This is a genomic window from Methylobacterium litchii (genome assembly GCF_038442315.1).
In the GTDB taxonomy this organism is placed as follows: domain Bacteria; phylum Pseudomonadota; class Alphaproteobacteria; order Rhizobiales; family Beijerinckiaceae; genus Methylobacterium; species Methylobacterium litchii.
This window is the reverse complement of sequence record NZ_JBBXMY010000003.1, coordinates 357338-378017: the sequence shown is the minus strand read 5'-3', so window position 1 is coordinate 378017 and position 20680 is coordinate 357338. Positions and strand designations below refer to the sequence as shown.

At 69.1% G+C, this 20680-nt stretch carries 19 protein-coding genes and 1 tRNA gene; 10 read left to right on the top strand and 10 right to left on the bottom strand.

What is annotated here, in order from left to right:
* A partial coding sequence (locus tag AAHF99_RS09305; protein ID WP_342163907.1) for a molybdopterin dinucleotide binding domain-containing protein occupies positions 1-731 on the top strand: 731 nt, incomplete at its 5' end.
* Between the two features lie 28 nt (positions 732-759).
* Here AAHF99_RS09305 and AAHF99_RS09300 read toward each other — a convergent pair.
* A complete protein-coding gene (locus AAHF99_RS09300; RefSeq protein WP_342163905.1) occupies positions 760-1782 on the bottom strand; it encodes a sensor histidine kinase in 1023 nt (340 codons plus the stop codon).
* A gap of 251 nt (positions 1783-2033) precedes the next feature.
* Here AAHF99_RS09300 and AAHF99_RS09295 point away from each other — a divergent pair, with 251 nt between their 5' ends.
* The gene (locus AAHF99_RS09295; RefSeq protein ID WP_342163903.1) at positions 2034-2648 is read left to right on the top strand and encodes an SCO family protein; all 615 of its coding nucleotides are present in this window, start codon (positions 2034-2036) and stop codon (positions 2646-2648) included.
* Positions 2649-2676: 28 nt separating this feature from the next.
* Positions 2677-5352, top strand: a complete 2676-nt coding sequence (locus tag AAHF99_RS09290; RefSeq protein WP_342163900.1) for an RICIN domain-containing protein — start codon at positions 2677-2679, stop codon at positions 5350-5352.
* Here the strand turns inward: AAHF99_RS09290 and AAHF99_RS09285 are convergent.
* The 4 genes from AAHF99_RS09285 to AAHF99_RS09270 are packed head-to-tail and all read right to left on the bottom strand — an operon-like array spanning position 5332 to position 7673.
* Positions 5332-6237: a type II secretion system protein GspK gene (locus AAHF99_RS09285; protein WP_342163898.1), complete on the bottom strand. Its 906-nt coding sequence runs from the start codon at positions 6235-6237 to the stop codon at positions 5332-5334. The two genes, AAHF99_RS09290 and AAHF99_RS09285, sit on opposite strands and share 21 nt — an antisense overlap.
* Positions 6234-6845, bottom strand: a complete 612-nt coding sequence (locus AAHF99_RS09280; protein WP_342163896.1) for a hypothetical protein — start codon at positions 6843-6845, stop codon at positions 6234-6236. The genes AAHF99_RS09285 and AAHF99_RS09280 overlap by 4 nt, the downstream gene beginning before the upstream one ends.
* The gene (locus tag AAHF99_RS09275; RefSeq protein ID WP_342163894.1) at positions 6838-7224 is read right to left on the bottom strand and encodes a type IV pilus modification PilV family protein; all 387 of its coding nucleotides are present in this window, start codon (positions 7222-7224) and stop codon (positions 6838-6840) included. The genes AAHF99_RS09280 and AAHF99_RS09275 overlap by 8 nt, the downstream gene beginning before the upstream one ends.
* The gene (locus AAHF99_RS09270; RefSeq protein WP_342163892.1) at positions 7221-7673 is read right to left on the bottom strand and encodes a pilus assembly FimT family protein; all 453 of its coding nucleotides are present in this window, start codon (positions 7671-7673) and stop codon (positions 7221-7223) included. The genes AAHF99_RS09275 and AAHF99_RS09270 overlap by 4 nt, the downstream gene beginning before the upstream one ends.
* Before the next feature lie 146 nt (positions 7674-7819).
* On the opposite strand from AAHF99_RS09270, the gene AAHF99_RS09265 reads away from it, so the two are divergent.
* From AAHF99_RS09265 to AAHF99_RS09250, 4 genes are all read left to right on the top strand, one after another.
* Entirely contained in the window at positions 7820-9391 is a 1572-nt protein-coding gene (locus tag AAHF99_RS09265; protein WP_412759855.1) for an ABC transporter substrate-binding protein, read from the top strand.
* Positions 9392-9464: 73 nt separating this feature from the next.
* Positions 9465-10628, top strand: a complete 1164-nt coding sequence (locus tag AAHF99_RS09260; protein WP_342163890.1) for an acyl-CoA dehydrogenase family protein — start codon at positions 9465-9467, stop codon at positions 10626-10628.
* A gap of 329 nt (positions 10629-10957) precedes the next feature.
* Positions 10958-12073, top strand: coding sequence for a sensor histidine kinase (locus tag AAHF99_RS09255; RefSeq protein WP_342163889.1), 1116 nt, complete (start codon positions 10958-10960; stop codon positions 12071-12073).
* Positions 12070-12528, top strand: coding sequence for a response regulator (locus AAHF99_RS09250; RefSeq protein WP_342163887.1), 459 nt, complete (start codon positions 12070-12072; stop codon positions 12526-12528). Before AAHF99_RS09255 ends, AAHF99_RS09250 begins: the two co-directional genes overlap by 4 nt.
* Here AAHF99_RS09250 and AAHF99_RS09245 read toward each other — a convergent pair.
* Together AAHF99_RS09245 and AAHF99_RS09240 are read right to left on the bottom strand one after the other, a co-directional pair.
* Entirely contained in the window at positions 12521-12799 is a 279-nt protein-coding gene (locus tag AAHF99_RS09245; RefSeq protein ID WP_342163886.1) for a hypothetical protein, read from the bottom strand. The genes AAHF99_RS09250 and AAHF99_RS09245 overlap by 8 nt on opposite strands.
* Positions 12796-15093 carry an FdhF/YdeP family oxidoreductase gene (locus tag AAHF99_RS09240; protein WP_342163885.1) on the bottom strand — a complete coding sequence of 766 codons (2298 nt, stop codon included), beginning with the start codon at positions 15091-15093 and terminating at the stop codon, positions 12796-12798. The genes AAHF99_RS09245 and AAHF99_RS09240 overlap by 4 nt, the downstream gene beginning before the upstream one ends.
* A 186-nt stretch (positions 15094-15279) precedes the next feature.
* On the opposite strand from AAHF99_RS09240, the gene AAHF99_RS09235 reads away from it, so the two are divergent.
* The 3 genes from AAHF99_RS09235 to AAHF99_RS09225 all read left to right on the top strand — a co-directional run bounded on the left by AAHF99_RS09235 (position 15280) and on the right by AAHF99_RS09225 (position 19163).
* Entirely contained in the window at positions 15280-16248 is a 969-nt protein-coding gene (locus tag AAHF99_RS09235) for a TIGR03885 family FMN-dependent LLM class oxidoreductase (RefSeq protein WP_342163884.1), read from the top strand.
* Between the two features lie 74 nt (positions 16249-16322).
* On the top strand, positions 16323-16502 hold the full coding sequence (locus AAHF99_RS09230; RefSeq protein WP_342163883.1) for a hypothetical protein: 180 nt from the start codon (positions 16323-16325) through the stop codon (positions 16500-16502).
* Between the two features lie 276 nt (positions 16503-16778).
* On the top strand, positions 16779-19163 hold the full coding sequence (locus AAHF99_RS09225; RefSeq protein WP_342163882.1) for a hybrid sensor histidine kinase/response regulator: 2385 nt from the start codon (positions 16779-16781) through the stop codon (positions 19161-19163).
* A gap of 52 nt (positions 19164-19215) precedes the next feature.
* Here the strand turns inward: AAHF99_RS09225 and AAHF99_RS09220 are convergent.
* The 3 genes from AAHF99_RS09220 to AAHF99_RS09210 all read right to left on the bottom strand — a co-directional run bounded on the left by AAHF99_RS09220 (position 19216) and on the right by AAHF99_RS09210 (position 20603).
* Positions 19216-19291 (bottom strand) — tRNA-Ile (locus AAHF99_RS09220).
* Positions 19292-19481: 190 nt separating this feature from the next.
* Positions 19482-19826 (bottom strand): hypothetical protein, encoded by a 345-nt coding sequence (locus AAHF99_RS09215; protein ID WP_342163881.1) that lies wholly within the window; start codon positions 19824-19826, stop codon positions 19482-19484.
* A 291-nt stretch (positions 19827-20117) separates the two neighbouring features.
* Complete coding sequence (locus tag AAHF99_RS09210) at positions 20118-20603, bottom strand: hypothetical protein (protein ID WP_342163880.1); 486 nt, start codon at positions 20601-20603, stop codon at positions 20118-20120.
* Positions 20604-20680 lie beyond the last annotated feature (77 nt).

Sequence of the window (20680 nt, the reverse complement as noted above, 5' to 3'; positions counted from 1 at the left end):
AGATCTTCCGGCAGCTCGCCGCCCGGCTCGGCTACGAGGAGGAGAACTTCAAGTGGACCGACTCCGAGTGCCTTGAGCACTACGTCGACTGGAACGCGCCGGCCTGCGAGGGCATCGACCTCGCCTATATGCGCGAGCACGGCTTCGCCGGCCTGAAGGTCGGCACGCCCGACGACCGGGCGCCGCACCGCGAGGGCAACTTCCCGACGCCGACCGGCAAGTGCATGCTGAAGGTCGAGGGCGCGACGAACTTCGTCGCGCCGCCGTTCCGCCAGATGTACGAGGGCTTCCAGCCCGGCGAAGCCCTTGACCCGCTGCCGGACTACCTCGGCCCGCGCGAGTCGCACACGAACGATCCGGAACTGGCCAAGCGTTTCCCGCTCAACATCGTCTCGCCCAAGAGCCACTACTTCCTGAACTCCTGCTACGCGAACATGGAGGACAAGCAGAAGGGCCAGGGCGAGCAGTTCGTGATGATCAGCGCCGAGGATGCGCGGGCGCGGGGCATCCTGGACGGGGACCGGGTGAAGGTCGCCAACGACCGCGGCGCCTTCAAGGGTGTGGCGCGCATCACCGACGACGTGAAGTCCGGCATCGTGGTGGCGACGCTGGGCTACTGGCGCCAGCTCAACGAGGGCACGGTGAACAGCATCTCGTCGGGCGCCTTCACCGACATGGGCCACGCGCCGTCCTTCTCGGACAACCTCGTCGAGGTCTCGCGCGCCAACTGAGGGGGAGTGGCGGGCGGGAAACCGCCCGTCACCCCGTTGGCACGCTCATCTCGAAGCGCAACCCGTCGCCGTCGATCGTGCGCGAGAAACGGCCACGCAGGCTGCGTTCGATGGTCTGCTTCAGCAGCCGCGAGCCGAAGCCCGTTCCCTCGCCCTTCACCGCGCCGGGATCGGCCCCGCCCTCGCGCCACGTGAGCCGGATCGTGTCGCCGGTCATGCTGCCCTCGACCCGCACCGCCCCGGAGCCGGACAGCGCCCCGTACTTCGCCGAGTTGGTGGCGAGTTCGTGGAAGATCATCGCGTAGTCGTTGGTGTATTCGGACCCGACGACGACACCCTCGTCGATGGCGACGGCGATGTTGTAGCCCTGGTGGTAGGGCGACAGGATCCGCTGCGCGAGGTCCTTCAGGTGCACGTGGCCCTGGTCTGACTTCTGCGAGCGCGTCGCCAGGGTCGTGGCCTCGTGGAGCACGCCGAAGCGGCGGGCGAGGTCTTCCGCGAAGGCGGGCGTCGAGGTCGCCTCCCGCGCGACGATGGAGGTCAGGGCGCGGGCCACGCTGAACATGTTCGAGACCCGGTGCGCCAGTTCGGCGGTGAGGAGGCGTTCGGCCTCCTCCGCGCGCTTGTGCTCGGTCACGTCCATGAAGATGGCCTGGAGCCATTCGCCGACGCGCCCGGCCTCGCCGCCGACGCCCCGCGCCGAGATCCACCGCGCCTCCGGCCCCACACCGATGCGGAAATCGAAGCTGTAGGGCTGCGGGTCGGTGGCGCTGGCCTCCCATTCCCGGACCATCCCGAGGCGGTCTTCGAGGTTCACCTTCGCGAACAGCTCATCGATGCCGATGACCGTCTGCGTGGTGCCCCAGAATTCCTGGCAGAGGCTGTCGAGCCGCGCGAGGCGCCGCACGGGCGACCACGCCCACAGGGCGACGCCGCCGCGATGGATCGTGTCGCTGAAGCTCGCCAGCGTCCACGCCTCGTCGGCCGTTCCACCCCGCTCGGTCATGGCTGTCCGGGTTTGCTCTGTCAGGTCGGAGGGATCGAGACCCATGGGCGGGATACTGTCTCCATAGCTCCCCGCGAGATGGCGGGCGGCGGGGCTTCGGCAAGGGGATCACGGTCATGCCTCACCGCGCGCGCCTATCAAACACGGCGGATTGCCGCCCGCCGGCCGATTAGCCATTTTCATTCACGCTGTGGCGAAGAAACCGCTGGTTGCGCAGATTCTGGCAATGCTCGTGTCTTAAACCGTGTGCCATAGCAGCTTCGACAACCAGTCGTCGCATCTTGCCGTTGGCACGAATGAAGATCATCGCCCTTGCAACCGCCCTGACCCTGGCGGGTATAGGCCTCATCACCGGCCGAGCGACGGCCGAGACCGGCCCGAGCGATCTCGGAAATCTGGTTTGGAGCGGGGAAGCGACCTCCCGCCGGGACGTACAGGGCAGGGACATCTCGCCCGGCGACCTCCGGGACCGGCTGACCGTCGTGTCCTTCGCGAGCGCGGGCTGCACGATCCTCTGCGTCACCCGGACGATGGACCTCGACAAGCTCGCCCGCGACCTGCCCGCGTCGCTGCGGGACCGTGTCCGCTTCCTCGTGATCGGCACCGACCCCGCCGCCGACGATGCCGCCCGGCTGCGGGCCTTCGCGGACGGGCTCCTCGGGCCGAACCGGCGCCTGCGCTTCCTCGCCTCCGATGCCGCGGAGACCAAGGCGCTCGCGGAGCGGCTGCGCTACCCGGCCGACCGCCTGCCGGAGCCGCCCCCGACGATCCTGCTGTTCGACCGCCGGGGCAACGTCGCCATGACCTACGGCGGCGACGCCGTGGACGCGTCCCGCCTGCAGCGGGACCTCGCGACCCTCGACACCTTCCCCCAGGGCATCGGCCAGCCGGCCACGCCCGCCTCTCACTGACCCCCAGCCCACGACTCCGGACCCCGACATGACCGTCTCGACCCCCTCCCACGCCGCTTCGCGGGCGCGCCGGATCGCGCTCCTCTCGGCCACGATGCTCGCGGGCGGGCTGATCCAGCCTGCCGACGCAGCCCTGTTCAAGGTGGTCGTGAACCAAGTGCCGGACCCGCTCCTGTCGGGCCTTTCGATCCCCGCCTCGGCGGCGACGACCGGCATGTTTTCGGGCGTCTCCACGTGGCCGATCAACGCCATCACCCTCGGCCTGCTGCCGAACGGCAAGATCGTCTCCTACGGCACGCCGGTGAACAACCCCGGCACTCAGGATGGCCGCACCTTCGACATCTGGGACCCGACCCGCGCGGGCGCCGCGAACGCGCACGTCACCGTGCAGGGCGTCGTCGGCGTGAACAGCTTCTGCGGCGCGCAGGCGTTCCGCTTCGACGGCTCGCTCATCTCCTCCGGCGGCATCTTCGACAACGGCCAGGACAAGGGCAGCGTCATCCTCAACAGCAGCGCCACCGCCATCGGCGCGGTGAAGGCCCAGATGGCCAACGACCGCTACTACTCGACCTTGCTCACCCTGCCGAACGGCAAGCAGATCATCCTCGGCGGCACCTATCCCTACGCCGCCGGCTACGGGAACCCGCAGGCCTCGATCAACAACGGCGAGATGAAGGCGATGACGCCGGAGATCTTCGACGGCAACCAGTGGAACAGCCTATTCGGCGCCAACAGCCGCGATGCGTTCGGCCCCGACAACAGCCGCTACTGGTATCCGCGCGCCTGGAACGCCCCGAACGGCAAGGTCTTCGGCATCACGTCCGACAAGATGTGGTACCTCGACATAAACGGGAACGGCTCCGTCACAACGATGAATTTCCGCGATGGGCAGAAGAACGTCGCCAACGCCGTGGACGCGCCGAATGTCGGCCCCGGCTCGACGGCCGTGATGTACGATTCCGGCAAGATCATCCAGGTCGGCGGCAATGCCTGGACGAACGGCGAAGGCTACACCGCCTCAAGCCGCGCCACCACCGTGGACATCAGCGGCGCGAACCCCGTCCTGAAGGACGTGGCGCCGATGAAGTACGGCCGCTCCTTCGCCAACGCGACGGTGCTGCCCCCCGGCCAGGTCGTCGTGAACGGCGGCAGCACGCATGTTGACGATGCCGGCAACGCCGCCGTCCTGCAGACCGAGATCTGGAACCCGGGTAGCGGCCAGTGGACCGTCGCCGCGTCGGCCGCGATCTATCGCGGCTACCATTCCACCGCGATCCTGATGCAGAACGGCGCCCTGCTCACGGCCGGCGGCGGTTCGCCCGGCCCGGTCGCGAACCAGAACGCGGAAATCTACTACCCGCCCTACCTGTTCACCTCGTCCAACGGCGCCGCCGCCCTCGCGCCGCGCCCGCAGATCGTCAGCCTCGCCTCGCTGCAGATGGCCTATGGCCAGAGCACGCAATTCGAGCTGACCTCGCAGAACGGCCTGTCGCAGGTGGTGCTGGTGGGGCTCAGCCTCGTCACGCACAACTTCAAGTCGACGCAGCGCCGCTACGTCGCGCAGTATTCGCAATCCGGCAACGTGGTGACGGTGCAGACGCCGTCCTCGGCCAACGTCGTCCCGCCGGGCTATTACCAGCTCGTCGCCGTCGATTCGAAGGGCGTGCCCTCGCCGGGCATCATCGTGGCGGTCGGCAACACCGTCGCCGCCCCGGCGCAGGCGACGACCTACGTCGCCTCTTCGCAGGGCGGTTCCGGCGGGACCAATGGCGGCGGGACCGGCGGCACGGGCAGCGGCGGTTCGGGCAACGGCACCGGAGACACCGGGACGGGTGGGACCGGCGGCGGGACCGCCAGCGTCCTGAAGGCCTCGCATTCCGGCCTCTGCCTCTCGGTGCCGGCCGGCAACACTGCCGACCGCACCCCCGTGACCCAGCAGGCCTGCACGGGCGGAAACGAGCAGTTGTGGCGCCAGACCTCGACCGTCACCGGCACGGCGTTCGTGAACGTCGCCTCGGGCAAGTGCCTCGACATGACCCTCGACAACCAGCCGGTCAATCCGGGGGCGCAGATCTATCAGTACGCCTGCCACGGCGGCAGCAACCAAGCGTGGACGCCCAAGGCCCAGGGCGCGGGCAACGCCCTCGTCTCGGCCTACAACAATTTCTGCGTCGGCGTGTACGGCGCCTCGACCCAGGCGGGCGCGGGCGTGGTGGGCTGGACCTGCACGGGCGTCCCGGACCAGACCTATACGGGTCCGAGCGCCAGCAGCACCGCGACCGGCCAGCCGCTGGTGTCGGCGCAATCCGGCCTCTGCCTCGCGGTGCCGGCCGGCAACAAGAACGACCGGGCTCCGGTGACGCAGCAGTCCTGCACGGGCGCGGCCGAGCAGATGTGGCGCCCGACGAGCGGCAACGGCGGCACGGCCTACGTGAACGCCGCCTCCGGCAAGTGCCTCGACCTGTCCCTCGACAACCAGCCCGCCGCCCCCGGTGCGCAGGTCTATCAATACGCCTGCACCAACGCGACGAACCAGGCCTGGACGCCGAAGGCCCAGGGCACGGGCAACAGCCTCGTCTCGGTGAACGCTAAGCTCTGCCTCGGCGTCTACGGCGGCACGGGTCAGGTGGGATCGGCGGCGGTCGGCTGGACCTGCAATGGCGCGGCCGACCAGCTCTTCACCTCAACTGCCTCGAAGCTCTGAGGTCGTCAGCGCCGCGCGGATCGCGGCGCAGGCGGGATGATCGGCGCCGGGCGTGGCGGACAAGGCCACGCCCGGTTGCCAGACGAGGAAGTCGGTTCCGGTCCGGGTGCCGCCGAGGGCATAGACCCCGACGCGCCCGGCCCGCGCCGTCCCCTGCACGAGGGTGACGGACATGCGGAAATATTGGCGCGGGGAGGGTGATCGTTTCCCGTCCTGCGGCGGCATCGGGCCCGAGGGCCGCAGCCTCCGCACCAGGGAGGCGAGGTCGAACGACCCGGCCTCGTTGTAGACCGTGAGCGCCGGCTGCAGCCGCGCCGCGATCTCGGGCGTCACGGACGGAAGCCGCCCGATCTCATCGACGCTGAGGAAGGGTCCGTTGCGCGGGCCGTAGGCGAGGCCCCGGGCGCGGTACTGCGCCAGTTCGGCGCCGCCATTGGGCTCCGGCACATCGTCCGCGTCGCGGTAGTCGGCGATCTCCGCGCCGAGGGCGAGGGCGGTGGAATCGGGCACGCCGAGAAGCCGGAAGACCTCCTCCATCGCCGGGCGCGGCGTGCGGTTCAGGTCGATCAGGCGGCCCTGATCCTCCAGGGACAGGACGGCCACGCGGCCGGAGGGGAGGGCGCAAGCGATGGGGCTGCCGTCTTCCGGCAGGCCGAGCCCGGCGAGGCGGTAGGTCCGGCCCACCGCGAGGTCGTGGGCGAGGAGGCGGGTGATGCCGTCCGCCATGCCCTGTAGGTTAACGAGGTCGGCGCGGGTGCGGGCAAGGGCGGCGTTGGCCCGCGTCTGCAGGATCGCCGTGGCGAGGACCGCGCTGACGACGGCGAGCACCATCACCACCGAGACGAGGACGAAGCCGTCCTCCCCCTGCCGGTCGCCGACGCTCACCGGATGTCTCCCGTGGCGATGAGGAGCGGTGGCCAGCGCCGGGCGTCCGCCGGGGCGAAGGCGACCCGCACCTCGATGAGGTCGGGTTGACGGTCGCGGCGCGCCCAGGCCTCCGCCCAGGTGGCGGGCATCCCCTTGGCCGGCGCTCCGAAATAGCGCAGCCCGAGGCCGGCGACCCGTTCGAGCAGCACCTCCGAGCGCGCCGTCGCCGCCGTGCCCTGGAGGGTTTCGAGGGGGATGCGCCGCTCCACGAGATCGAAGCCGCCATCCCCGCGCGGGATTCCCGCCAGCGTCGCGACGAGTTCGGCCGGGCGCTCGACGGCGCGGTCCGGGGCGATGGCCGCCGAGAGGCCGTCCGGCCCGCCCTGCAGGACCGGTTGGGTGCCGTCCATGTGACGGCTGGCGAGGCTCCCGAAGGTGCGGGTCAGGTGATCGCGCACCGCGCGGACCTGTCCCGATCCCTCGGCGGCGGCGACGGCGGCGGAGGTCCGCCCCGCGACGCGCACCGTCTCGATCAGCAGCACGCCGACGAGCGCGGCGAGCGCCAGGGAGACCAGCACCTCGACCAGCGCGAAGCCATCCTGCGAGCCGGGCTTGCCCTCACGCATCGGGCTTGCCCGGCACGAGGGTGGTGTAGACCGGCCGCCCCTCCGGGCCGCCGAGCGTCAGGACGAGGCGCCACACCGCCGGGCCGCGCCGCGCGGGCAGGGCGGCGCGCACGTCGCTCACCATGAGCGTCCAGGGTCGCCCATCCGCGAACCGCCCCTCGCCGATTCCCGCCGCCAGGGGGCCCGCCGCGATCCGGTGCAGGCAGATCGATTCGGCCTCGTCGGCTTCCGTCTGCCAGAAGGCCGCGCGGCGCAGGCCCGTCACCGTCTCCCCCGCGATCTGCAGGGCGAGGATCATGCCGATGGCGGCGATGGCGAAGGCCACCAGCACCTCGACCACGGTGAAGCCGTCCTCCCCGCCGGATCGGGATGCGCTCACGGCAGCGTCCCCCGCGAGACGCGGCCGAGCAGCATGCCGACGGTGAGCACCCGCCCGCCGATGACGATGCGCCCGCCGCTCGATCCGCCGTCCGGCAGGAAGCGGATCTCGCCCGGCGTCGCCGTCGCGGCCTCCTCGACCTGCACGAGGACCGGGAGGGGTACCGTCGCGATGGGCGCCGCGCCGGGCCTTGAGGAAAGGAAGCGCCCCGAATCGGGCTCGAACACGAGATGCGCGGTCTCGCCGGAGCGCAGGGCCTGCACCCGCAGCAGGGCCATCTCCGCGCCGAGGGTGGCGGCGATCCGGTCGGCCCGGCGCCCGACGCCGCTGCCGGCGAACTGCGTCGCGACCGCCGCCGCGAGGCCGAGAATCACCAGGGTCACGAGCATCTCCACCAGGGTGAAGCCCGCGTCCTCGCCTGCCTCCTCCGGGATTGCTCGGGCCGACACGTTCGCGAATTCTCCCAACCCCGGCGCGAGGTTGCCCGCGCGTGAGACAACCGGAGCGTGGTGAAGATTCGGTTTCGAGGCTTGGCCGGTGCCAATGGCCCGGCCCATGCTACGCTCGCGTGCCTTCCACAACGGAGCGTGTGATCGTGCTGAACAGACGTCGTTTCATGGCCGTGTCCGGGGCCGCGCTGGCCGCGCCGGCGCTCGCGCAGGGTGCGAACTCGCGGGTGCTCAAATTCATCCCGCAGGCCGACCTGACGGTCCTCGACCCGATCTGGACCACCGCCTACGTCACCCGCAACCACGGGCTGGCGGTCTTCGACACGCTCTACGGCCTCGACAGCAGCTTCCGCGCCCAGCCGCAGATGGCGGCGGGCCATGTCACGGAGGACGACGGCAAGCGCTGGAAGATCACCCTGCGGCCGGGCCTGAAGTTCCACGACGGCACGCCGGTCCTGGCGCGGGATTGCGTCGCCAGCATCGGCCGGTGGGGCAAGCGCGACGCCATGGGGCAGTCGCTCCTGAGCTACACGGACGAACTCACCGCGCTGGACGACACGACCATCCAGTTCCGGCTGAAGAAGCCCTTCGTCCTCCTGCCGGATGCGCTGGGCAAGGTCGGATCCAACATCTGCGCGATCATGCCGGAGCGGCTCGCCAAGACCGACGCCTTCACGCAGGTGACGGAGATGGTCGGCAGCGGCCCGTTCCGCTTCAAGGCGGACGAGCGCATCGTCGGCGCCCGCGTCGTCTACGAGAAGTTCGCCGACTACGTCCCCCGCGAGGGCGGCGAGGCGCAATGGACCTCCGGCCCGAAGCGCGCCTACGTCGACCGGGTGGAGTGGACGATCATCCCCGATCAGGCCACCGCCGCCTCCGCGATGCAGACCGGCGAGATGGATTGGTGGGAGCAGCCCCCGGCCGATCTCGTGCCGACGCTGCGGGGCCTCACCACCACCATCAAGGACCCGACCGGCCTCATCGGCACGCTGCGGATGAACCAGCTCCTGCCGCCGTTCGACAACCCGGCGATCCGCAAGGTGCTGCTCAAGGTCGTGGACCAGACCGACTTCATGCAAGCGGTGACGGGCACCGACCCGAAGCTGATGCACGCGCCTGTCGGCTATTTCTGCCCGAAGCTGCCGATGGCGAACGATGTCGGCCTCGAAGCCCTGACCTCGAAGCGCGACTTCGAGGCGGCCAAGAAGGAACTCGCCGCCGCCGGCTACAAGGGTGAGAAGATCGTGCTCATGGGCGCGTCCGACTTCCCGACCCTCAAGGCGCTGGCCGATGTCGCCGCCGACATGCTCTCCCGCGCCGGGTTCAACGTCGATTATCAGGTCATGGATTGGGGCACCGTCGTGCAGCGGCGGGCGAAGAAGGACCCGATCGCGCAGGGCGGCTGGAACGCGTTCTGCACCTTCTGGGCGGGGCTCGATCAGGCGAACCCGGCCGTCAGTTCGTTCCTGCGCGGCAACGGCGCGGGCGCGGCCATCGGCTGGCCGACCAGCGAGAAGATCGAGGCCCTGCGCTCGCAATGGCTCGATTCGCCCGATGTCGCGAGCCAGAAGACGGTGGCCGCCGAGATCCAGAAGCAGGCCTTCGTGGACCTGCCCTACCTGCCCCTCGGCCAGTACTTCGTGCAGACCTCCTACCGGCCCAACATCTCGGGCGTGCTCGAAGGCGTGCCGGTGTTCTGGAACGTCAAGAAGGGCTAAGCCCTGCGGCGTCCCGCCGGGCCTGCTGGCGGGGCGCCCTCCCGAACCTATCTCGGGGGCGGGAGGAGCACCGATGCAGACGATCGACCACGGCAGCCATGGCGAGATCCGCGATGCGGTGCGGGCGCTCTGCGCCGACTTCCCGGCGGAGTATCACCGCCGCATCGACGAGGCGCGCGGCTACCCGGAGGCGTTCGTCGAGGCCCTGACCAAGGCCGGCTGGATGGCCGCGCTGATCCCCGAGGCATACGGCGGCTCCGGCCTCGGTCTGACGGAAGCCTCCGTCATCATGGAGGAGATCAACCGCTCGGGCGGCAATTCCGGCGCCTGCCACGGCCAGATGTACAACATGAACACCCTCGTTCGGCACGGCTCGGAGGAGCAGCGCCGACACTACCTGCCGCGCATCGCGGCGGGGGAGTTGCGGCTGCAATCGATGGGCGTCACCGAGCCCGGCGCCGGCACCGACACCACCAAGATCAAGACCACGGCCGTGCGCCGGGGCGACCGCTACGTCATCAACGGGCAGAAGGTGTGGATCTCGCGGGTCCAGCACTCGGACCTGATGATCCTGCTCGCCCGCACCACGCCGCTCGATCAGGTGAAGAAGAAATCCGAGGGGATGTCGATCTTCATCGTGGACCTGCACGAGGCCATGAAGAAGGGCCTGACGGTGCGGCCGATCCTCAACATGGTCAACCACGAGACCAACGAGCTGTTCTTCGACGAGCTCGAGATCCCCGCCGAGAACCTGATCGGCGAGGAGGGCCAGGGCTTCAAGTACATCATGACCGGGCTCAACGCCGAGCGGGCCTTGATCGCCGCCGAATGCATCGGCGACGGCTACTGGTTCATCGACAAGGTCACCGCCTACACAAAGGAGCGCGTGGTGTTCGGCCGCCCCATCGGCCAGAACCAGGGTGTGCAATTCCCCATCGCGGAGAGCTTCATCGAGGTAGAGGCGGCCAACCTCATGCGCTACGAGGCCTGCCGCCTCTACGATGCCGGCGAGCCCTGCGGCGCGCAGGCCAACATGGCGAAATATCTCGCCGCCAAGGCGTCCTGGGAGGCGGCCAATGCCTGCATCCAGTTCCACGGCGGCTTCGGTTTCGCCGCCGAATACGACGTGGAGCGCAAGTTTCGCGAGACGCGCCTCTATCAGGTGGCGCCGATCTCCACGAACCTGATCCTGTCCTACGTCGCCGAGCATATCCTCGGGCTTCCGCGCTCGTTCTGAACCGCCCGGCCCGATTGGGCTTGAACCGGAGCGCCAACCTTGGCACTCCCCTTGGGGGCATGCACGCACCCCGCACGTTCCGTCGCCCGGCCTCCGCCCTCCGACGCCTGCTCGCCAGCGAGGCCGGCGGCGGGCTCGTGCTGATGGCAAGCGCCGCGCCGGGCGGCATCGAGACCCTGCGCGGCCGAGCGCGCGGTCGACCCCGTCCACCGCGACCGAACCGATCCCCGCTCGCCTGCCAGCCGCAACGTCGGGGCAGGGGAACCGGCCCCAGCCTTGGGCATTGCACAACTCAGGCTTTCAGAAGAGACGTGTGAAGGGTCGTGCTCGTGCCGAATTCCCGGCAACCGCTACAGTCTGAGCCCGCTGCGATCCGGCCGCTACCGACGCTGCGCCATGCGGGCCAGTTGTTCGAAACCGAGCGGCGGCTCAACGCGGTCCTCAACAACGCGTCGGTGTCCATCTTCCTGATGGATGACCGCCAGCATTGCATCTACATGAACCGCGCCGCCGAAGAGCTGACCGGCTGGACGCTGGACGAGGTCCTGGCGCGGGATTGCCCGCTGCACGACATCGTCCACCACACCTATCCCGACGGGCGCCCGTTCCCGCTGCACGAATGCGCCATCGACCGCGCCTTCCCGGAGAACAACCAGGAGCGCGGCGAAGAGGTGTTCGTCCACCGCGACGGGCATTTCTATCCGGTCGGGTTCACCGCGAGTCCGATCCGCGACGATTCCGCCAACATCATCGGCACGATCATCGAGGTGCGAAACATCAGCGAGGAGAAGGCCGCTGCCGAGCGTCAGCGCCTGCTGATCAACGAGTTGAACCATCGGGTGAAGAACACCCTCGCGACGGTGCAATCCATCGCCGCGCAGACCTTCCGGGGCCGCACCGATCTGGCCGTGCGCGCCGTGTTCGACGCACGCATGACCGCCCTCTCCACCGCCCACAACGTGCTGGTCGAGGACAATTGGGAGAGCGCCAGCTTGATCAGCGTGATCGAGCGGTCGCTCGCCCCCCATCTCCTGGCGGAGGTCGACATCAACCGCTTCCGGCTCAACGGCCCGGATGCACGGCTCCACCCGAAAGTCGCTGTGACCCTGGCGATGGCGCTGCACGAGCTGATGACCAACGCTGCCAAGTACGGCGCCCTCTCGACCGGCGAGGGCAGGGTCTCCGTCACCTGGGCGCTGTCGGACCTCGGCGGCGGGCAGCAGCAGCTCGACCTAACGTGGCAGGAACAGGATGGACCGCCCGTCACGCCGCCCACACGGAAGGGGTTCGGCTCCCGGCTGATCGAGCGGCAATTGCCGCTGGAGTTCGACGGCAGCGCCGTCATCACCTACGCGCCGGCCGGCGTCGTCTGCGCCATGCGCATCCCGCTGACGCAACTAGGCTGGATCGGCCAAGAGACGGTCGAAGGGTCCCTGGCCCCATGACCATGCTGACCGGACGCCGGGTGCTACTGGTCGAGGACGAGAGCCTCGTGGCCATGTTCGCCGAAGACATGCTTCTCGATCTCGGCTGCGAAGTCGTGATCGCGATGCGCCTCGAACAGGGGCTGGCCCTCGCGCGCAACGAGGACTTCGATTTCGCGGTGCTGGACGTGAACCTCGGCAACACGCGCAGCTACCCGATCGCGGATCTGCTGTTCGAGCGGTGCATCCCGTTCCTGTTCGCCACGGGCTACGGGCGGCAGGGCCTGGAGGCCGCCTATCAGGCCGTGCCGGTGCTGCAGAAGCCGTATCAGGCGGACCCGCTGGAGCACCTGCTCACCCGCCTGCTCACCTGCGAGGCTCCGGCGCACAAGGGTGCCTCGTCCGTGCCGGCGACCTGCCGGTGCCAACCCGCCGAAGCGGAACAGGGCCGCTTCCGCGCCGACCCGATTAGGTAGGGGTCGGCGCGGCCGCGCGATAGCGCGTCCGCTGCGTGCGCCCGTCGCGATCCGTGACCGCCACGTGGCCGGCTTCCTCCAACTCCGACAGGGCGCGCAGGACGAGGGCGTGCTCCACCGCGAAGGTGCGGGCGAAGGCGCGGCTGTCCCCCGGCAAACCGAGGGCGAGGGCGGCGAGGAGCCCCGCTTCGAGCGGGGGCAGCTCGGGGTGAACGGCCGACACCCGGCCGAGGGCGGCGACGAACGCCGCCTCGTCCAGTGTTTCGCTCACGCCGCCGCGCGCGGCTGAAGGGTCACGAGAACCGATTTGGAGGTCGGCGTGTCGCTCTTCTCGCCGAACGTCGAGAGCGGCACGAGGACGTTCAACTCCGGGTAGTAGCCCGCCAGCGAACCGCGCGGCATGTCGAAGGGCACGAGGCGGAAATCCTCCGCCCGCCGCGTGATGCCGTCGTCGTGGGTGCCGAGGATGTCGACGCGCTCCCCGAGCCGGTCGCGGATCTCCGCGAGGTCGTCGGGATGGGCGAAGATCACCCGGCGCTCGCCGTACACGCCGCGGTAGCGGTCATCGAGACCGTAGATCGTCGTGTTGTACTGGTCGTGGCTGCGGAAGGTCTGCAGCACGAACGTGTCGCGCGTCTTGGTCGCAGCCTGATGCTCCGTCTCGGCGGGCAGGGGCACGGCGGCGAAGTTGGCGCGGCCGGTACCGGTGTCGAAGACCCGCTCGGCGGCGAGGTTGCGCAGCATGAAGCCGCGCGGCTTGCGCACCCGCGCGTTGTACCCGGTGAACCCCGGGATCGTGGCCGCGATGGCCTCGCGAATCCGGTCGTAATCGGCGGCGAAGCCCGCCCAGTCGATGGCTGCGGAGCCCACGGTGGCCTGCGCCATGCCGGCGATGATGCCGATCTCGGAGCGCAGCTCCTTCGAGGCCGGTTTGTTGATGCCGCCGGAGCCGTGGACCATGCTCATCGAATCCTCGACGGTCACGATCTGGATCTTGCCCTCGGCGTTGCGGTCGATCTCCGTGCGGCCGAGGCAGGGCAGCAGGTAGCCGATCGCGCCGGGCACGAGATGAGCGTGGTTGAGCTTCGTGGCGATGTGCACGGTGAGCCGGCAGGAGGCCAGCGCCTTCGCCACCACCGGCGTGTCCGGCGTCGCCCGCAGGAAGTTGCCGCCGAGCCCGATGAAGGCCTTCGACGTGCCGTCGCGCATCGCGCGGATGGCGGCGAGCACGTTGTGCCCGTGCCGGCGCGGCATCGGCAGGCCGAAATGCTGTTCGAGCGACGCGAGGAAGGCCTCGGCGGGGCGCTCGTTGATGCCGACCGTCCGGTCGCCCTGCACGTTCGAATGGCCGCGCACCGGGCAGAGGCCCGCGCCCGGACGGCCGATATGGCCGCGCAGGAACAGGAGGTTGGCGATCTCCCGGATGGTCGCCACCGAGTGCCGGTGCTGGGTCACGCCCATCGCCCAGGTGGCGATGACGCGCTGCGCCCCGAGATAGACCTCCGCCATCGCGTCGATCTCGTCCCGGGTCAGGCCGGACTGGTCGAGGATCGCCTCCCAGGAGGTCGCCTCGACGGCGGCGCGATAGGCGTCGAGCCCGGCCGTGTGGTGTTCGAGGAAGGCGCGGTCGAGGATCGACGGGCGGCCCGCCGCCAGGGCTTCGGCATCGCGGGCGAATACGATCTTGGCGATGCCCCGGAAGGCGGCCATGTCGCCGCCGGAACGCGGCTGAAGGTAGTGGCTCGCGATGGGCTGGCTCGCGCCGCGCAGCATCTCGACGGTGTTCTGCGGGTCGGCGAAGCGCTCCAGCCCCCGCTCGCGCACCGGGTTCAGCACCACGACCTTCGCGCCGCGCTCGGCCGCCCGGCGCAGGTCGCCGAGCATGCGCGGATGGTTGGTGCCGGGGTTCTGCCCGACGCAGAAGATCGCGTCCGCCTTCTCGAAATCCTCGAGGAGCACGGTGCCCTTGCCGACGCCGATCGCGTCGATGAGGGCGACCCCGCTCGCCTCGTGGCACATGTTCGAACAATCGGGGAAGTTGTTGGTCCCGTAGGCGCGGGCGAACAACTGGTAGAGGTAGGCGGCCTCGTTCGAGGCGCGGCCGGACGTGTAGAACTCGGCCTGATCGGGGGAATCGAGCCCGCGGAGGGTCTCGCCGATCTCCGCGAACGCCGTCTCCCAGCTCACCGGAAGGTAGCGGTCGCTCGCCGCGTCGTAGCGCATCGGGTGGGTGAGGCGGCCCTGGCCTTCCAGGGCGTAGTCGCTCCAGCCCCGCAGCTCGGTGAGCGTGTGCCGGGCGAAGAAGGACGGCTTCGTGCGCTTGTCGGTGGCCTCCCAGGAGACCGCCTTCACGCCGTTCTCGCAGAATTCGAACGACGAGCCATGCTCCGGGTCGCCCCAGGCGCAGCCAGGACAATCGAACCCGTCGGGCTGGTTGGCCTTCAGAAGGGCGCGGGCTCCCGTCAGCGGCGCACGGCTGCCGAGCAGGTGCTTGCCGCAGCTCTTCAGCGCACCCCACCCGCCAGCGGCCGATGAGCGCTTGGAAGACCCTTCAGACTGGGCCATGAACCATCCTGGTTGGCTGACACGAGCAATCTCGCAGACGCGAGATAATCGTGCCGCGGCTCACGTCACAATGGCGTGCGCGCGCAGGCCCCTCATGCACAGAACACAGGCTAAGCTCCCGCTTCGCAAAGTCTTTCTAAACTGAACCGCGTTCGCGGACACTCGCATGATCAGGAGATCACCACCGTGACACGGATCGGTTACCACGTCTCGCACGAGCAGCATGCTCCCTCGGCGCTGCTGCGCGACGTCCAGGCGGCCGAGGCGGCGGGCTTCACCTGCGCCATGTCCTCCGAGCATTTCCGCCCCTGGAGCGTGAAGCAGGGTCACGCGGGCCACGCGTGGTCCTGGCTCGGCGCCGCCCTCGCGACGACGCGCCTGCCGTTCGGGATCATCACCGCGCCGGGCTACCGCCACCACCCGGCGGTGCTGGCGCAATCGGCCGCGACCCTGTCCGAGATGTTCCCGGAGCGCCTTTGGCTCGCCCTCGGCTCCGGCCAGCGCCTCAACGAGGACGTCACCGGCCTGCCCTGGCCGGACAAGGCCGAGCGCACGGCCCGGCTGGCCGAATGCGCCGCCGTGATCCGCGCGTTGTTCGAGGGCGAGACCGTCACTCACCGAGGGCGCGTCACCGTCATCGACGCCAAGCTGTACTCCCGGCCCGAACGCCCACCCCTGCTGATCGCCGGCGCGGTGACGCCGGAGACGGCCCGCAAAGTCGCCGCCTGGGCGGACGGGCTCGTCACCGTGGGCATCGACCCCGCCAAGCTGCGCCCGGTCTTCGAGGCGTTCCGCGAGGGCGGCGGCGCGGGCAAGCCGATCTTCATGCAGACGAAGGTGTGCTGGGATCCCGACCCCGCCAAGGCGCTCGCGCAGGCCCACGCCCAATGGGCAAGCAACATGCTCGAAGGCGACGCGAACTGGGATCTGCGCCGGCCGGAGGATTTCGACACGGCCTCGCGCTTCGTGCGGCCCGAGGACGTGCCGGGCTACGTGCGGGTCTCGGAGGATTTCGGGCGCCATGCCGCGTGGCTCGCCGAACTCATGGAGTTGGGCCCGGCCGAAATCATCATCCATCAGGTCGCGGGTGATCAGACCGCGTTCGTAGAGGCGTTCGGCCGGCATGTCCTGCCGGCCCTCGGCCATCGGGGATAATCAAGGAACGACTGCACAAACCTCCGGTTGTACTATCATACCGGAATGACCCGGCAGAAAGAATTGAGCACGCCATGATCAACCGTACCCTTCAATCGTCGGTCCTCGCGCTCGCCGTTCTCGCTGGCACGGTCGGCATGGCCGCCGCGCAAAGCACGCCGAACGGCAACACCTCGACGTCCGGCGCCGCCGCCGGTTCGGGCAGCACCGGCAACGGCGCCACCGGCAGCGGCGCGGCCCCCAGCGGGAAGTGACGGCGGCGGGGCCGCCATCGCGCGGCCCCACCACACCCGGGCGGTGATTCGCCAACTCGACAAGACCAGCCTCGGGCCGAGTCTTGTCGAGACATGATGCAAGGACATCGCAGACTGAGATTGTCTGCGGACTGACCTTCGTGGAAACACCACCGATAAAGGGTTGGCGTGCCACTCATTGACCGACTTGGTCGGAAAGATCACACGATCTTCGATCATCCCAAGCCGGTCGACCGCCTCTCAAGACGGTCCGGCGGCTGACGCGAGGTCGTCTTGATGCGGTTGCGGACGCTCCTTGCCCTCGTCTTTGCCGGTGGGGCATTGCTCCTCACCGTCGCCGCCACGCTCGTCGTGTCCCAGTTCGTCGCCCAGCGGGTGCAGATCCGCGCCGAGGCACACACGGCGGAACTCGCGGAACACCTGCGGCAGATCATCGACGCGAACATCACCGAGCGCCTCGGCGACATGACCGTGCTGTCCTCCGTGGCCCGCACCAACGCGACCACGCCCGAGGCCCGCCGCACCTGGGTCGATGCCCTGCGCGAGAGCTATCCCGCCTATGCCTGGATCGGCTTCGCCGACAGCAACGGCATCGTCCTCGCGAGCACTGGGGGCATGCTGGAGGGCGAGAGCGTTGCGGCACGCCCGTGGTTTCAGGAGGGCCTCCAGGCGCCGACCGTCATCGACATCCACGAAGCGAAGCTGCTCGCCACGCGTCTGCCGGCTCTGCCATACGGCGAGCCGCACCGCTTCGTGGACGTCGCCATGCCGTTCCGTAACGCGTCGGGCACGAAGGTCGGCGTCGTCGGTGGCCATCTGAGCGTCAGCTGGATGCGGGAGATGAGCCAAGCGGCCATCGCGACGGCGCTGAAGCGGGAGCCGAGCGTCGAGGTGATGATTCTCGCCGGGGACGGGACCGTCGTCCTCGGCCCGGGCGATCAGACCGGCCGCCGGATCGACACCGATCTGCCGGCCCTCTCGGCGCTCGCCGCCGGGGCCGAACTCGCCAGCGCCCGGGGACGGTGGCCCGATGGCGGCGATTACTTCACCGGCGCCAGCCGTGGCCAACCCTCCCTCCGGAGGCCGACGCTGCCCTGGACCATCCTGGTCCGGCAGCCGGTCGAATTCGCGCGGTCCATCTCCGATCCGATCATCAACCGGCTGGTGCTCGGCGGCGTCGCCTTCGCGCTGCTGTTTGCGCTCCTCGGCTGGTTGGCCGCCGAGCGGCTGGCCGATCCCCTCCGCGCTCTCGCGCGGGCGGCCGGCGTCATCGGCAACGCCCCCGCCCATGGCCAGTTGCCGAAGCCGCGCGGCTATCTCGAAATCACCGTGCTGACGGATGCGCTGAGTAAGCTGCTCGCGCGCCTCAGCGAGCGCGACCGCGCCCTCGAACAGGCCAATGCGGACCTTGAGGTGCGCGTCGCCGCCCGGACGACGGAACTGGCCGAAGCCTGCGACCGGGCCGAGGCGGCGCAGTGTCGCGCCGAAGCCGGCGAGCGCGCCAAGAGCGACTTCCTCGCCACGATGAGCCACGAGGTGCGCACGCCCCTCAACGCCATCGTCGGCTTCGGCGATCTCCTGCGCGACGATGCCAGCCTGACCCCGGAGCAGCGGCGCTGCATCGACCAGATGCGGGTCGGATGCGAGGTCCTGACCACGGTGGTCAACGACATCCTGGATTACGCCCGCATCGAAGCGGATGGCGTCACCCTGGAAGCTACCCCCTTCTCGCCGTTCGGCCTCGTGGAGGAAACCGTAGCGCTGGTCGCGGGCGCCGCCGAGCGCAAGGGCCTCGCCCTGGTGATGGAGGGCGACGCGGCGGACGATCATCCCGTCATCGGCGACAAGACCCGACTGCGGCAGGTTCTACTCAACCTCGTGAACAACGCGGTGAAGTTCACGCAGGCCGGCTCCGTCACCACCACGATCACGCAGACGGCGACGCCGGAGGGTATCGCGCTCCGCGTCACCGTCCGCGACACCGGCATCGGCATTCCCGAAGACGCCCAGGCCAGGCTCTTCGCGCGCTTCGTCCAGGCCGACAGCAGCACGACGCGACGCTTCGGCGGCACGGGCTTGGGCCTCGCCATCGCCAAGGGCCTCATCGAGGCGATGGGCGGCACCATCGGCTTGGAGAGCCGCGACGGCGAAGGCTCGACCTTCTGGTTCGATCTCGTCCTGCCCGCAGCACCGGCCGAGCAGCGGAGGCTCGACCCACCATCGCCCAGCGCGCCGCTTCCCGCATCCGGGACAGCGAAGACGCGGCCGGCGCATCTCCTCCTCGTGGAGGATGGCGCGATCAACCGCGAGATCGCGCAGATGGTGCTGGAGGCGATGGGCTACCGGGTCTCCACCGCCTGCGACGGACAGGAGGCCGTCGCCCTGGTCGAGGCCGAGCCCTTCGACCTCATCCTGATGGACATCGAGATGCCGGTGATGGACGGCATCACCGCGACGCGCCTGATCCGTGGCTTGCACAGCGAGATCCGCGATGTGCCAATCCTCGCGATGACGGCGCATGTGCTGCCGGAGCAGGTCCGCGCCCTGATCGCAGCCGGCCTGGACGACCATGTCGGCAAGCCCTTCGACCGGACCCGTCTGCAGACGCTGATCGAACGCCACCTCGCGAGGTCCCGCGCACGGGCGATGTCGGCGGCGTGACGGGGGAGCGAGACCGACGACGCCGGCGGGCCACAGGTCGCGAGGACGGGAATGGTGGGCCCGGTAGGACTCGAACCTACAACCAGACCGTTATGAGCGGTCGGCTCTAACCATTGAGCTACAGGCCCAAGCCGTTCACCCGGAACAGCGATTCGGCTTCCGCATCTTCGCAGCGAGCAGACACGACGACAGATGCGTCCAATTCAGTAGCCGCCGGGACAGGGCGGAGCAAGGGGTTGCGCCCCCTGACAAAGCCGGGGGCGCTCACTCTCGCGGGCGAACTGGAACGATGCGGTGTCGCGTTACGACGGAGGCCGCTCAGCGATGCTGGTTTTGCCGGCGCATCCGGGCTTCGCTGGCGAGCTTCTCGGTACGCAGGTCCGAGATGTGCTTCTGGCTCGCTTCCTTCTGAATCCGAAGCTCGCTTACCTCTTTCTCGGACCGCAGCTTCGCGACACGCGCCTCACTGGCCGCTTTCTCCGAACGCAGGCGAGCCACTCTAGCCTCGCTGGCCTGCTTCTCGACGCTCAACCGCTCCGCCCGATTCTCACTGGCGGCTCTGCCATCCTGAGCCTGGCTCACGGACTGCCCCATCGCGGAAACGACGGCAGCTACCAGAATGTACTTGGCAAAAGTCAGCTTTGTCCGGGACGAATCGTTCATATCGGCTACTTTCCCCTCACAACACAAATCTTCAACCTGCGATTTGTGACGATCACTGGCTAAATGCCAAATGTGTCGGCGTGAGGCTCGGCGGACGCACGAACGCTTGCCCTCACGCAGTTGTGCGAGCGGGGCGTCACTTCTGGAGATGGGCTTTTCGGCTGGGAACCTAACCGTCGGTGAGTTTCGCGAGCGGCGATGCAGGCGCCCTTTGCCTCCGCGCCTCAGTCGAGGTCAGGGCGCGGCAAACGGCGGATGTCTCTCCGTGGTCTCGCCGTGAGATTGGCCGGCCTAGATGCGGAAAACACCGATCTCGTGGTCGCCACGCCACACGATCTCGACAGCAAACATCTCCGCAGTCGATGGAATTTGCAGGACGAACTGATCCGGTACGCCGCTGAGGCTGGCAAGCTGAAGCAGCGCACCGCTCTCGGACCGGTTCCTCACCTTACAATCGAGGACACCGCCGTTGGGGAGAACGATCTTGCCGGCCTGCAGGACTTTTCGAAACCGCGCTTCCGAACGCCGATCGGACCGCGATCCTTCGGACGCCGTGGGCCTTCGAGAGTCGTGGGGTTTCGCCTCGCTGGGTTCCTCCGGTCGGGCACCTCCCTCTGCGCGGCCAGCGAGGATGCGCGCGAGATCATGTAGATCGAGGTTATCTGCGGCGAGCGCCCGGCGGATGGCCCTGGCCGCACCGGCGACTTCGCCGTCCTGATCGCTCGCCAGCAATGGGAGCAGCTTCACGAGTTTACGAGTTGATTCCGTCGAAAGCACTGTGGCTCCCTACCGTTCTTTTGCTTGTCTCCACTTCTGATGGCCCCCCGGTTTTGAGGGCGTTAATGGCTCAAATC

Bases quoted from the DNA above. Each gene is read 5' to 3' on its own strand.
- AAHF99_RS09230 (WP_342163883.1), top strand. From the start codon at position 16,323: ATGATCAACCGTACCCTTCAATCGTCGGTCCTCGCGCTCGCCGTTCTC.
- AAHF99_RS09225 (WP_342163882.1), top strand. From the start codon at position 16,779: ATGCGGTTGCGGACGCTCCTTGCCCTCGTCTTTGCCGGTGGGGCATTG.
- AAHF99_RS09240 (WP_342163885.1), bottom strand. From the start codon at position 15,093: ATGGCCCAGTCTGAAGGGTCTTCCAAGCGCTCATCGGCCGCTGGCGGG.
- AAHF99_RS09215 (WP_342163881.1), bottom strand. From the start codon at position 19,826: ATGAACGATTCGTCCCGGACAAAGCTGACTTTTGCCAAGTACATTCTG.
- AAHF99_RS09300 (WP_342163905.1), bottom strand. From the start codon at position 1,782: ATGGGTCTCGATCCCTCCGACCTGACAGAGCAAACCCGGACAGCCATG.
- AAHF99_RS09260 (WP_342163890.1), top strand. From the start codon at position 9,465: ATGCAGACGATCGACCACGGCAGCCATGGCGAGATCCGCGATGCGGTG.
- AAHF99_RS09290 (WP_342163900.1), top strand. From the start codon at position 2,677: ATGACCGTCTCGACCCCCTCCCACGCCGCTTCGCGGGCGCGCCGGATC.
- AAHF99_RS09295 (WP_342163903.1), top strand. From the start codon at position 2,034: ATGAAGATCATCGCCCTTGCAACCGCCCTGACCCTGGCGGGTATAGGC.
- AAHF99_RS09250 (WP_342163887.1), top strand. From the start codon at position 12,070: ATGACCATGCTGACCGGACGCCGGGTGCTACTGGTCGAGGACGAGAGC.
- AAHF99_RS09280 (WP_342163896.1), bottom strand. From the start codon at position 6,845: ATGCGTGAGGGCAAGCCCGGCTCGCAGGATGGCTTCGCGCTGGTCGAG.